Raw genomic sequence first — 12520 nt, forward strand, 5'->3', positions numbered from 1 at the left:
AGAACAGCATGACCGAACAATGGATGCCCGGTACCAAAGAAGAATTAATGTCTGCCATTGAACGAGAGTGGGGGGCATTGAACGCACTAGCTGACTCATTAACAGATGAGCAAATGACCGCACCCGATGAAGGCGGCTGGACTCCCAAAGATAACCTTGCCCACCTCACGGAATGGATGAATATCTTGATGGGCTATCACATGGACAATCGCCCATATTATGAGGTCGTCGGCGTATCGCAGACAGAACTGCCCGAGTGGAGTGTGGAGGCGGTCAATCCGATTTTGTTCAAGCGCAATCGAAACCGTCCGCGCGGTGAGGTGATGGATCATTTGAACCGTGTTTATGGTCTGCTCATTGCCAAACTTGAAAAGACCCCGTTCGAGGATTTGCTTAAACCCCGCCGTCCCGACAATCCAGATCCGCTCCTGATTTGGGTCCTGGGCGACACCACCGAACATTTTCAGGAACACCGCGAGACCATCGAAAAAGGAATCAAGAAATAAATGACGGCCAACGACGAACGGGATGTCAACGGACTCAAAGCCGCGGGCAGGGTTTGCGCCCAAGCAATGAAGTTGATGATGGACAACGCCAGACCCGGCGTGATGACCCTCGAACTTGACCAGATCGGCGAAGACTTCCTGAAAAAAGAAGGCGCCGCATCTGCACCGCGCGCGATGTATAACTTCCCCGGCGGGACGTGCATCAGTATCTCGCCTGTCATCGCCCACGGCATTCCCGGCGATCACATCTTGCAGGATGGCGAACTCATCAACATCGATGTTTCCGCTGAGTTGGGTGGTTACTACGGCGATACGGGCGCTTCGATGGTGGTTGGAAAATCCAACCCGGAATACGATCAATTATTGGCGACCGCCAAAACCACATTGGATAAGGTCTTGACGGTCGTCCGCGCTGGCAAACCCCTTAACCTCATCGGCAAGACGGTACAGGAGGAAGCCGCAAAGCATGGCTACAATCCAATCTTCGATTTGACCGGCCATGGGATTGGGCGGCAGCTCCACGAGAAGCCTGCCTCCATCTATAACTTTCACAAACCCGATGACCGCCGCATCATGGACAATGGACTGGTCCTGGCCATCGAGCCTTTTCTTACCGCCGGGCGGGGACATGTCGTCGAAAAACCGGATGGCTGGTCTTTGAAGACGGTGGATAACACCATCGCAGTCCAGTTCGAACACACGGTCATCGTCACAAGGGGCGAACCGATCATTTTGACAGTGCCGTAAATCTAAAATCTGTCTTATTCCTCCTTCATCCAGCGCTTTACGGCCTCGTGCGGGTGGTTGTAATTTCGCATGGCTTCCAATAGCATGAGTGGATCGGTTTCGAGAGAAATGGCGCGACGGTGTTCTTCGAAAACGAATCCTTCCGCCACTGCATGGTCGATGGCGGCGATCAGGGGAGCGTAGTAATTATTCGTGTTGAGCAAACCAACCGGCTTTTCATGCTCGCCTGTCTGTGAAGTTGTGATGGTCTCGAAAAGTTCATCCCAGGTGCCGAAACCGCCGGGCAGGGCAATGAAGCCGTCTGCGAGTTCATGCATGCGTTCCTTGCGCGGGCGCATTCCCGGGCGGACTTCCATGCGGGAGAGTCCGGTGTGAGCCAGAGCGGAAGTGTTCATGGATGGAATAATGACCCCGATCACTTCCCCGCTGACAGACAGGGCTCCGTTTGCCACTTCGCCCATCAGGCCCGTCTTCCCGCCGCCATACACCAGGCGAATCCCATTTTGGGCCAGAGTGACCCCCATATGGAAAGCCGCCTTCTTGTAGTTGTCGTTTACTGAATCGGAAGAGCCGCAAAAAACACAGATCGATTTCATATTGGGTGTTTCTCTTCTTCCTTGTAAGTTTTTCCCACTGTACCACATCCGGATAAGAAAATTTCCGGGCGACTTCATGAGCAGGTTAGAGTTATGTAAGTACAAGCCTTGAGCGCTTGACCCCACCCCGTGACGGGATGAAAATAGCAGCATGGACTATAAAGATTATTACAAAATCCTGGGCGTGGACCGCAAAGCCAGCGCGGACGAGATCCGCTCGGCATACCGGAAACTGGCCATGACGTACCACCCGGATAAGAACCCCGGCGACAAAAAAGCCGAGGAAAAGTTCAAAGAGATAAACGAAGCCTACCAGGTCCTGAGCGACGATCAGAAACGAGCGCACTACGACAGACTTGGGAGCGCTTATTCCAACTTCCGCACGACAGGGGGGCGGCCGGGAGATTTCCGCTGGGATGACTGGTTCCAGCAGGGAACGGGTCAACGCGGCAACGTGGATGACATGTTTGGCAACTCGGGCGGCATGGGCGGATTTTCCGATTTCTTCCGCATGATCTTCGGCGAAGCCATGCGTTCACAAGGCCGCGGCAATCCCTTTGCGCAGGAGTCGCCGGGTTACGAACAGGAAGTGGGAATCAGTTTTCGCGAGTCTTACGAAGGCACATCCCGCCAGCTTCAGAAACCCAATGGCAGCAAGGTGACGGTCCGGATCCCGGCCGGGGTGAAGACGGGGTCCAGGGTCCGCGTGGCAGGTGCGGGTCCGGATGGAAGCGATCTTTATTTGTTGATCCAGGTCGAAGAGGATGAACGCTTCGAGCGGGATGGAAGCAATTTGACCACCGTATCCACATTGGATGTTTTTACGTTGATCCTCGGCGGCGAGGCGGAAGTGGAAACACCGGCTGGAAAGGTCAAGTTGGGAATCCCGCCCGGCACACAGCCGGAGCAGGTCTTTCGCCTTGCCGGGCGCGGAATGCCCTCGGTGAGGGATGCAAAAGTGAAAGGCGATCTCTACGTCAGGTTGAAGGTTCAGATTCCCAAATATATAACAGCGAAACAGCGGGAGTTGATTGAAGAAGCATCCCGCATCAAGTTTTAGGAGTTCCATCAAATGAAAAAAATATTGATTTCGATCCTTGCCCTTGCAATGGCGATGATCGCATGTCAGACCCCGGCGATAACCGGCGGCCAAACCCAGCCGGATGCGGTTGACGAAACCAGCGTGCAGGAGCCCGCCTCGATAGTCGAGCCTGTCATCATCGATTCCATCGGTCCCGCGGCGCAGGAGGCGCTGGTCGTTTTGTTCGAAAACGTGAGCCCCGGCGTGGTGGCCATATTTACGGATGTCGGGCAGGGCTCGGGGTTTATCTATGACAAGCAGGGTCATATCATCACGAATTATCACGTGATCGAAGGTTTTCAAACCGTCGAAGTGCGTTTTCCTTCGGGTTATATGGCGTACGGAACGGTCGTCGGCACAGACCTCGACTCGGACCTTGCTGTGATCAAAGTGGATGTCCCATCTGAGGAACTTCATCCCCTGCCTCTCGGCGATTCGGCCGCGCTCAGGGTTGGTCAAACCGTGGTTGCCATTGGCAATCCCTTTGGCTTGGAGAGCACGATGACCGTCGGCGTCATTTCCGCTTTGGGTCGCACGCTCGATTCTCAGCACTCGACTCCCGATGGGACGTTCTTCAGCGCGGGGGATATCATCCAGACGGACGCGGCCATCAACCCGGGCAATTCGGGCGGACCGTTGTTCAACATCGACGGCGAAGTGGTCGGGATCAACCGCGCCATCCGCACCTTCAGCCAGAACGACGAAGGCGACCCGGTCAATTCGGGAATCGGTTTTGCAATCTCGGTCAATATCGTCAAACGTGTCGTGCCTGTGCTGATCGAAACCGGGAATTACGATTATCCCTATCTCGGCGTTTCATCCAATAGTTCATTGAGTTTGGATATGATCGAGGAATTGGGTCTCACACAATTTACCGGCGCATACGTGACCTCGGTCGTCTCGGGCGGACCTGCGGATGAGGCGGGCCTCAGGGATGGCGACAAACCGACAAACTTCCCCGGCCTGTTTGCGGGCGGCGACCTGATCATCGCCATCGACGGCCGTGAAGTGCGGGTTTTCGATGACCTGCTTGCCTATCTCATCACCAACAAAAGCCCCGGCGACACCGTTGTGTTGACCGTCCTGCGAGGCGATGAAAAGATCGATATATCGGTATTGCTGGATAAACGTCCATAACGAGACATAATTAACCCCGAATTTAATTTGGGACGCGGACGAGCGCAGATTTACGCGGAAAAGGGATTAAAAATCCGCGTATTCAGCGTTGATCAGCGTCCCATTTGTTCTTAAAAACGAACTCACCCGCGAAACCTTAATTTCGGGGTGAGTCATGTTCTTTTCATCCAAACCGCTCTTCGCGCCAGACATCGGCGCGGTTGTGATAGCCGGCCTGCTCCCAGAATCCGCGTTTATCCTGCGGCATGAATTCGATGGAGCGCAGCCACTTCGCGCCTTTCCAGAAATACGGCGTTTCCATGTCTTCGCGCCCGGGGATGAATCCCACCACGCCGCGCAGGGGATAGCCATGGTCGGGCGTGATCGGCTCACCCTGGAAATGCGTCGCCAGCAGGAAGTTATCCTGCAAGACCACCTCCAGCGGCAAATTGACCGTGAAGCCGTACTCGGCATGCTGCATCACATACTTTGCGCTCGGCTTGATCTTGAAGAATCCCTGCTCAACCAAGGTCTTTACTGAAACGCCTTCCCAATCGGTGTCGAACTTGCTCCAGCGGGTCACGCAGTGGATGTCCATGTGGAGTTTTGCGCGCGGCAGTTTGTTGAATTCGTCCCAGCTCCAGCGCTTTTCCTCCTCAACCTCGCCCCACACGCGGAAGTCCCATGTGGCGGCGTTAAACGGCGGGACGGGTCCGTAATGCAAAACGGGAAACTTCTGCGTCAACGACTGACCGGGCGGTAGACGCCCTTCCGCGCGGACGCGTTCCTCTTCCTTGCGGCGATCCAAACCTTCGAACTGAAACATAAGTCACCTCTCTCGAATAAATTCGGCTCTCGTGTGGCAGCGCAAGGCTTGTCCTCGGGCTGCCTGCACAACGAATAATTTCCAATGAAAAGACAGGCAATTCCCACGGTTTGTTACCCGGAAAACCTAATAGTTTCATAAGATTTTCAAACCGCGGGTCTGACGAATTGCAATGAAAATAATCTCCGGGCGAAAAAGTGATTGCTCTTATAATAAACGAAATTTCGGCAGGCGCAAGGAGATTGCATGAAGAAGCCCACTTTCAAACAGAAGTTTCAATACTGGTTCGATAATTACATGTCGCGCGGCACCATCGCCTTGATCGGCGGGCTTGCCGTGCTCTCATTGATCATCATATTCATCGCCGCAGCTGTCATCCGCGTGGGCGCGCTTGCCATGGCGGGAGAATCCGCCCCAAGTTTTGGCGAGGCGGCCTGGATGAGTCTGATGCGGACTCTCGATGCAGGCACGATGGGCGGGGATACGGGTCCCGGCTTCCGCATCGTCATGTTACTGGTCACCATCGGAGGGATTTTCATCGTCTCCACGCTGATCGGCATCCTTAGCAACGGATTGGAGGAACGCATCGAACAACTTCGCAAAGGGCGTTCCCTTGTCCTTGAAAACGATCACACCCTCATCCTCGGCTGGACTCCGCAGATTTTTACGGTCATCTCCGAACTCGTCACGGCGAACGAAAGCCGCAAGAGCGGCGCGGTCATCGTCGTTTTGGCCGACCAGGACAAGGTCGAGATGGAGGATGCGGTCCGCGAACGCGTTCCCGACTCAAAAAACACCCGCATCATCTGCCGTTCGGGCAGCCCCATGGACATGACCGATCTCGAGATCGCCAGCCCGCATACGGCGCGCTCCATCATCGTTCTCTCCGAAGGCGACGATCCCGATACCCGCGTCATCAAGTGCGTCCTTGCGATCACGAACAACCCAAACCGGCGCAGCGAGCCCTATCACATCGTCACCCAGATCCGCGACCCGCAAAATATGGATGTCTTGAAACTGCTCTCTGAAAACGATGTCGTCCAGCCCATCCTCACCACCGATCTCATTGCCCGCGTCGTCGCGCAGACCTCACGCCAGAGCGGCTTGTCGGTTGTTTACACTGAACTCCTGAATTTCGGCGGCGACGAGATCTACTTCAAACAGGAGCCGGGTTTGTCGGGAAAAACCTTCGGTGATGCGCTGCTTGCATATGAAACATCCACAGTGATGGGGATTCGCCGCGCTGATGGAGCCATCCTCGTGAGCCCAAAGATGGACACGCGCATCGAACCGGGCGACTCGATTTTTGCGATCGCCGAAGACGACGACAAGATTCAACTCTCGAACACGCGCATCATCCCGGACGAAAACCTGATTCAGCGTTCTGCGGGCGCATCCAAGCCCAAGCCTGAGCGCGGACTGATCCTCGGCTGGAACCGTTCCGGACCCATCATCGTCCGCGAGCTGGATAACTATGTCGCCAAAGGCTCGGAATTGCTCATCGTCTCGGACGTGGACAACCTCGAAAAACAGATTCTACGCGACGTGGGCAAACTCAAAAACCAGCGGCTCAAAGTGATGGAGGGGGATATCCGCGACCGGGCATTGCTCGATGAACTCGGCGTGACCGAATACGATCATGTCATCGTATTGGCGTACAGCCATTTGGACGTCCAGGAGGCGGATGCCATCACTCTCGTCACGTTACTGCACTTGCGCGACATCGCCGAAAAGGATGCGACCCCCTTCTCCATTATCAGCGAGATGCTCGACCTGCGCAACCGCGAACTCGCCGAAGCCACCAATGTGGATGATTTCATCGTCAGCGAACATCTCATCAGCCTGATGCTTGCCCAACTCTCGGAAGATGCCGAACTCAAGGACGTCTTTGCCGACCTTTTCGACCCCGAAGGCGCGGAAATTTACCTTAAGCCAATCGGCGACTACGTCAAAATCGGCGAACCGGTCAATTTCTACACCGCCGTCGAAGCCGCCAAGCGCCGCGGCGAAACCGCCATCGGCTACCGAATCATGAGCGAAATCCATGACGCAGGCAAGGCATACGGAGTCCACACCAACCCGAAGAAGTCGGGGAAGGTCAGCTTCAAACCGGTCGATAAATTGATCGTGATCTCAGAGGGATGAACGAGATATTCTTAAACAAAGCCGCCCGCGATCATTCAACGGGCGGTTTTGTTTTTTTATGGAGTAGGATTCGGTGTTTTGGAAAGCTTGTCGTCCTTTGGTAGGGCATTACTTCGCGTATTCGGTCGCCCGCGTCTCGCGGATCACGGTTACGCGGATCTGACCGGGATATTGCATGGTCTCTTCGATCTTCTTGGCGATGTCGCGCGCGAGGCGGGTGGAGCCAAGATCGTCGATCGTCTCAGGTTTGACAAGGATGCGGACTTCGCGTCCTGCCTGGATGGCGAATGCCTGCTGGACGCCATCGAATGACATGGACATTTCCTCGAGGGAGCGGATACGTTTGATGTAAGCTTCGAGGTCTTCGCGGCGTGCGCCGGGACGCGCGCCGGAAATGGCATCTGCGGCTTCGGCGATGACCGCTTCCACGGTCTCCTGGTCCACCTCATGGTGGTGGGAGGCGATGGCGTTCACAACGACCGGGTTCACGCCGTAGCGTTTGCAGAATTCCGCGCCGAGCCCGGCATGAGTCCCTTCCTGGTTGTGGTCCATCGCTTTGCCGATGTCGTGCAGGAAGCCGCCCTGTTTGGCAAGTTCCACGTTCGCGCCGATCTCTGCAGCGAGAATGCCCGCCAGTTTTGAGACTTCGACCGCGTGAGCGAGCTGGTTCTGCCCATACGAAGTGCGGAACTTCAACCGCCCCATCATGCGCAAGACCTCGGGGTGCAAACCGGTGACGTTGGCGTCGTAGGCGGCTTGTTCGCCTGCTTCGTTGATGATCTTCTCGACGGCTTTCGTCTCGTCTTCGATGACCTTTTCAATATGAGCCGGGTGAATGCGCCCATCCAGGATCAATTTGGATAAGGCACGGCGGGCGATCTCGCGCCGCACCGAGTCGAAGCACGAAACGGTGACCGAATCGGGCGTGTCGTCCACGATCACATCCACACCGGCGGCCTGCTCGAAAGCCTTGATATTGCGGCCGTTGCGCCCGACGATGCGTCCCTTCATTTCTTCGCTGGGCAAGGTGACAACGGCGCGCGTAACCTCAGCCACATGTTCGGAAGCCACGCGCTGGATGGCGTCTGCGATGAGTTTGCGGGCGCGCTTCTCGCCTTCTTCGCGCGCTTCGGCTTCGATCTGACGGATGATGCGCGCCATGTCGCCGCGCGCTTCCTTTTCGACGGCTGCGAAAAGGTCCTTGCGGGCTTCCTCTTGATTCATCTGCGCGATCTGTTCGAGTTTTTTCAATTGATCTTCGTACAGTTTTTCGGTTTCATTGAACCGTTTGTCGATCTGCGATTGTCTGCGGTTGAGGTTCTGCTCGCGCTGTTCGATCTTGTCGTAACGGCTGTCCACTTCGGAACGGCGCTTTTCGAGCCGCTCCGTGTCGCGGTTCAACTCGATGCGACGTTCCTTGATCTCGCTTTCGGCGGCCTGGATGATCTTGGTGGCGTTATCCTGCGCGCCTTTGACGATCATGTTTGCCTGGGTCTGCGCGGCTTTGACGATGTCATCCGCGCGGTCCTGGCGTGATTTTGCGGCCCGGTCTACCTGGTAGCGGTGGATGAAATATCCGGCGGCAAAGCCGATGAGCAATGCCAGCAGATCTATCAATAGAATTATCGGACTCATATCAGTTCCTCATCTTCGTAGTGTGTTTCCTCCGCGTGCGTCTCGTTCCAGATGCGGGTCACGACGGACGCGACAACGGAGTAGGGGAATCCGCGCCTCGCGAGGTATTCTGAGAGTTTCCTGCGAAACTCACCCCATTCCAGACCCTTCGACCGGCTCAGGGCGGCGCTGTTGAGTCTGGTTGCCCATTTCCGGGCGGTTTCATACGCCAGGGCTTCCTCGTCCACATCGGAAACGGCGTGTTTGACCGTTTCTTCATCGAGCCCTTTTTGACGAAGTTCCATCGTCAATGCGCGGCGGGAGCGCGGGCGGAAAGTGTTCCGATTTTCGACCCACGCCTTTGCAAATTCACCATCGTTGGCGAGCCTGTTCTCACGGAGACGGATCAGGGTCTGCTCGATCACGTCTTCGGGATATTCGTGCTTTTTCAGGTTCTGCCGTATTTCCTTTTCGGAGCGCGCGCGATAACTCAGGAAGAGCAGGGCTTGCTGCATCGCCCGCTCCCGCGAGTCGTCATTCTGCAGCCCGGCGATCTTTTCGTCGCTGAGAACATCGCCGATCTTGAGCCATGCGGCTGTGATGCGCGCCAGCCCGAAGGCGAATTCCCCATCGAGATGAACGTTCACCCGGTTGGGATTCTTTTTTTGCACTTCGAGGGCGGTGATTTTTCTCATTTATCCGTATGGCAGGCGTTCTCCAACGCCGATATCGCGCGCGTTAGAGAACGCGCATTGTCCATTAAACACATGCAGCCGAGAGTCCCGACAAAGGTCGGTCTCGGCTGTGAAAGGGTCTGGGTTGGTGAACCAGTCTCCGGGTCAATAAAGAGGCGCGGACGGAGATCAGTCAAAATCCGTGACGGGGTTCCATCACGTTCGACGCATGTATTACGGTGAAGCCATTCGGCTGGTCAAGATACTCATCCTAATTCAGACTTCACAAGTTAACTCCCAAAAACGGGGGAGGATCGTGCGCGAATTTTCCAGTCAATTTCAAGCCAGGACCGCACAAAGCGGTGAAAGCGTTCGGTGATTGGTTCAATTATAACTGAATTTTATCATTCGTTAACATTAATTCTCTGCCATCAATTTTCCCTGTCCCTGCTTTGAATCAATAGGTATAATCCGAAAATATTAAATCGAACAAGGAGATGTCATGATTGACCGGCAGCACGTTGACGGGGGTGATATTTGGAACCTGAGAAGGGTCGTTGCATTTGTAGGACTTTATATAATTTTGGTGAGTCAGTTCCTTGTATTTTCGAAACCTGTGGAGGAGACGATCCTGCCGCCTTATACCTGGCTGGCATTTATCGGGGTTTTTATCCTCGTCGTCAGCCAGTTGATTCGACCTACAGTTGCCCTGAAAAAAATATCCAATTCACGGATGTTCAGTGACCAGAACTTTTGGGTTTCCGCGGGTTTTCTGCTTTCCGCATTGGGGATGCTTGCGACGTATTTCTTTGCCGCCTATACGCGAGTGAACTACATCCCGGTGGTCACCGTTTGGCTGTTGGGGGCCGGATGCTACCTGTACGCTTTCGTCCAGGATGCTGGACCGTTGGATTTCAAATCGATTCGGGATTGGTTCGTGAAGAATCGGATGGAGATCGGTTTGATTCTTCTGTTGACCGCGGCGGCATTTGCGGTGCGCTTTTATCAGCTTGGTGCGGTGCCCCGCGTATTGGATGGCGATGAAGGCGCGGTCGGTTTGAACGCCCAATTGACAGTGGAAGGCAGACTCAGCAACCCATTCGCATTATGGGCGAATGTCGGCGCGATCTATTTGCAGTTGATCAATTTTTCGTTGAAAGTCTTTGGCATCAACGCCTTCGCTTTGCGGTTGCTGCCCGCCATCGGCGGGGTGCTTGCCGTTCCGTGCATTTATCTGCTAGCCCGTCAGTTCGGCGGTCGCCGCATCGCTTTGATCGCGGCGACGCTGGTCGCATTCTCCCATTCGCATATTCATTTCAGCCGCATTGCTTCCGTGATATACATTCATGGCGTTTGGCTGGCTCCGCTTGAGTTGTATTTTCTACTGACCGGATTGGCGAAACGCCAATACTGGCGGGCGGCCCTTGCGGGGATTCTTCTCGCCATTCATTTTTCCGTGTACCTTACTGCGCAGATCGTGGCGGCGATGCTGATTGTATTCTTTGTTCTGGGGTTTCTTTTTTACCGCGAGTGGTTCAAGCCGCGAACCGGACAAGTTGCCGTATTTTTGGGCGGGTTCTTTACAACCATACTGCCAGCGGGATTTTATTTTATTCAGGAGCCCGGGGAATTTTTGTCCCGGTTGGGGGCGGATGGAACGTTCCAATCCGGCTGGCTTGAAATCACCATGCAGGATACGGGCAAAACCGCATTCGAGTTGCTGCTCGGTCGTGTGACACATGCGTTTCTATCCCTGACCTATTACCCCGCGTTGGACTTCTACGGCTCTCCTGCTCCGATGCTCAGTATGATTTCCTCGACACTTTTCCTTATAGGATTGGGCATTGCCCTATGGCGGATCAGACAGCCATCCTATCTGTTATTGAATGGTTACTTCTGGTCGGCGACAATTGCCGTCGGTATTTTTGCCATTCCACCGGGCGCGGATTCTTACCGTATGTTGATGGCGCTCCCTGCCGCCTTGATCATGGCGGCGATCGGTTTGAACGAGATCTTCCAGATATTCGGAGTCTCCCTGGAACGGGCGCATACCGCGTATATTGTGTCGGTATCGGCCATTCTTGTAAGTCTAATGTTCTATAACCTCTGGACCTATTATGCGGATTTTGCCGGTCAATGCCGTTTCGCCACGAATACCGCGGGGCGGTTCGCCTCCTATCTTGGCTCGGAGGTCGCCCGGATCGAAAGTGAAAACCAGGTTTACCTTCTCAGCGACGAGATCTTCTCACATGGCACGCACCCCTCCTCGTTTTTCTTGAGCAAAAGCCGCTCGATCGTGAATTTTCCTGAATCTGTCGACCAGTTGAATCCCGTCTCGGGGGAGGTCATCATTGCTCCACCCAGCCGGATCGAAGAATTGGAACTCTGGGCGCGCGAACATCCAGGCGGTGAATTGCACTATAAATATGATTGTACCGATCCGATCCTTTTGATGTATCAGGTTCCCTGACGAGGTGTTTTGGATCCACGCGAATACGACATCATGTTTCAGATGGAGGAGCGCCATTGGTGGTACCTTGGCATGGAGTCCATCACGCGGGCGCTGTTAGACCGGCGGGTGAAACCCAATTCCCGCATAAAGATCCTGGATGCGGGCTGCGGCACCGGCGCCGCGATGACCACCTATCTTGCGGATTACGGCGATGTAACCGGCGTGGACCTTTACATCGAGGCGGTTGCTTTGAGCCGCAGACGAAACGCTTCCCGTCTCGCTCGCGCCTCTGTGCTGGACCTGCCTTTGGCTTCCGCTTCCTTTGACCTGGTCACCAGTTTTGATGTTTTATGCGAACGGGGTGTAGCGGATGAAGTACAAGCCTTTCGCGAATTTTTTCGCGTGCTGATTCCCGGCGGTCAGGTTTTGATACGCCTCCCCGCCTACGAATGGCTGCGCGGCCGCCATGACGAACGTGTTCACATTCGGCGGCGGTTTAATGCGCGAATCTTGAAATCCCTGCTCGAGGAAAGCGGATTTCATGTGGAGCATGTTTCATATGCCAACGCTCTTCTTTTTCCGGTGGCTTTTGCAAAAAGGATCAGCGAACGATTCATCCCACGTGTGGGCGATGTGTCCGACTTCGAAATTGGCGGGATGAACGATCTATTCAGACATATCCTTTCATGGGAAGCGCCCCTTGTTTCCGGCTCCGGGCTTCCTTATGGTTTAAGCCTATATGCGATCGCGAGAAAACCATAAA

General features: G+C 54.8%; 11 protein-coding genes. 7 read left to right on the forward strand and 4 right to left on the reverse strand.

Going from position 1 to position 12520, the window contains the following annotated elements; all coding sequences use genetic code 11:
• Positions 1–8 precede the first annotated feature (8 nt).
• Positions 9–506 carry a ClbS/DfsB family four-helix bundle protein gene (locus tag HS100_09870; GenBank protein ID MBE7434215.1) on the forward strand — a complete coding sequence of 166 codons (498 nt, stop codon included), beginning with the start codon at positions 9–11 and terminating at the stop codon, positions 504–506.
• Positions 507–1253 (forward strand): type I methionyl aminopeptidase, encoded by a 747-nt coding sequence (gene map, locus HS100_09875; protein MBE7434216.1) that lies wholly within the window; start codon positions 507–509, stop codon positions 1251–1253.
• Positions 1254–1267: 14 nt separating this feature from the next.
• Here map and HS100_09880 read toward each other — a convergent pair whose 3' ends face one another.
• A complete protein-coding gene (locus HS100_09880) occupies positions 1268–1849 on the reverse strand; it encodes a TIGR00730 family Rossman fold protein (GenBank protein MBE7434217.1) in 582 nt (193 codons plus the stop codon).
• A gap of 151 nt (positions 1850–2000) precedes the next feature.
• On the opposite strand from HS100_09880, the gene HS100_09885 reads away from it, so the two are divergent.
• Together HS100_09885 and HS100_09890 are read left to right on the forward strand one after the other, a co-directional pair.
• Positions 2001–2909 (forward strand): DnaJ domain-containing protein, encoded by a 909-nt coding sequence (locus HS100_09885; protein MBE7434218.1) that lies wholly within the window; start codon positions 2001–2003, stop codon positions 2907–2909.
• Positions 2910–2921: 12 nt separating this feature from the next.
• Positions 2922–4067, forward strand: coding sequence for a trypsin-like peptidase domain-containing protein (locus HS100_09890; protein ID MBE7434219.1), 1146 nt, complete (start codon positions 2922–2924; stop codon positions 4065–4067).
• 163 nt (positions 4068–4230) lie between these two features.
• On the opposite strand, the gene HS100_09895 is transcribed toward HS100_09890, so the two are convergent.
• The gene (locus HS100_09895) at positions 4231–4872 is read right to left on the reverse strand and encodes a sulfite oxidase-like oxidoreductase (GenBank protein MBE7434220.1); all 642 of its coding nucleotides are present in this window, start codon (positions 4870–4872) and stop codon (positions 4231–4233) included.
• A 246-nt stretch (positions 4873–5118) separates the two neighbouring features.
• Between HS100_09895 and HS100_09900 the strand changes: the two genes are divergently transcribed.
• The gene (locus HS100_09900) at positions 5119–7017 is read left to right on the forward strand and encodes an NAD-binding protein (GenBank protein MBE7434221.1); all 1899 of its coding nucleotides are present in this window, start codon (positions 5119–5121) and stop codon (positions 7015–7017) included.
• Between the two features lie 108 nt (positions 7018–7125).
• Here the strand turns inward: HS100_09900 and rny are convergent, their stop codons facing one another.
• On the reverse strand, positions 7126–8652 hold the full coding sequence (gene rny, locus HS100_09905; protein MBE7434222.1) for a ribonuclease Y: 1527 nt from the start codon (positions 8650–8652) through the stop codon (positions 7126–7128).
• Entirely contained in the window at positions 8649–9326 is a 678-nt protein-coding gene (locus tag HS100_09910; protein ID MBE7434223.1) for a RecX family transcriptional regulator, read from the reverse strand. Before HS100_09910 ends, rny begins: the two co-directional genes overlap by 4 nt.
• 481 nt (positions 9327–9807) lie before the next feature.
• Here HS100_09910 and HS100_09915 point away from each other — a divergent pair, with 481 nt between their 5' ends.
• Together HS100_09915 and HS100_09920 are read left to right on the forward strand one after the other, a co-directional pair.
• Positions 9808–11775 (forward strand): glycosyltransferase family 39 protein, encoded by a 1968-nt coding sequence (locus HS100_09915; protein ID MBE7434224.1) that lies wholly within the window; start codon positions 9808–9810, stop codon positions 11773–11775.
• 9 nt (positions 11776–11784) lie between these two features.
• Positions 11785–12519, forward strand: a complete 735-nt coding sequence (locus HS100_09920) for a class I SAM-dependent methyltransferase (GenBank protein ID MBE7434225.1) — start codon at positions 11785–11787, stop codon at positions 12517–12519.
• Position 12520 lies beyond the last annotated feature (1 nt).

This window comes from Anaerolineales bacterium (assembly GCA_015075725.1).
Taxonomy (GTDB): domain Bacteria; phylum Chloroflexota; class Anaerolineae; order Anaerolineales; family Villigracilaceae; genus Villigracilis.

Excerpts from the sequence above, each read along its gene's own strand:
- HS100_09870 (MBE7434215.1), top strand. The coding sequence starts at position 9 with ATGACCGAACAATGGATGCCCGGTACCAAAGAAGAATTAATGTCTGCC.
- HS100_09885 (MBE7434218.1), top strand. The coding sequence starts at position 2,001 with ATGGACTATAAAGATTATTACAAAATCCTGGGCGTGGACCGCAAAGCC.
- HS100_09910 (MBE7434223.1), bottom strand. The coding sequence starts at position 9,326 with ATGAGAAAAATCACCGCCCTCGAAGTGCAAAAAAAGAATCCCAACCGG.
- HS100_09880 (MBE7434217.1), bottom strand. The coding sequence starts at position 1,849 with ATGAAATCGATCTGTGTTTTTTGCGGCTCTTCCGATTCAGTAAACGAC.
- HS100_09915 (MBE7434224.1), top strand. The coding sequence starts at position 9,808 with ATGATTGACCGGCAGCACGTTGACGGGGGTGATATTTGGAACCTGAGA.
- HS100_09895 (MBE7434220.1), bottom strand. The coding sequence starts at position 4,872 with ATGTTTCAGTTCGAAGGTTTGGATCGCCGCAAGGAAGAGGAACGCGTC.
- HS100_09900 (MBE7434221.1), top strand. The coding sequence starts at position 5,119 with ATGAAGAAGCCCACTTTCAAACAGAAGTTTCAATACTGGTTCGATAAT.
- rny (MBE7434222.1), bottom strand. The coding sequence starts at position 8,652 with ATGAGTCCGATAATTCTATTGATAGATCTGCTGGCATTGCTCATCGGC.
- HS100_09890 (MBE7434219.1), top strand. The coding sequence starts at position 2,922 with ATGAAAAAAATATTGATTTCGATCCTTGCCCTTGCAATGGCGATGATC.
- map (MBE7434216.1), top strand. The coding sequence starts at position 507 with ATGACGGCCAACGACGAACGGGATGTCAACGGACTCAAAGCCGCGGGC.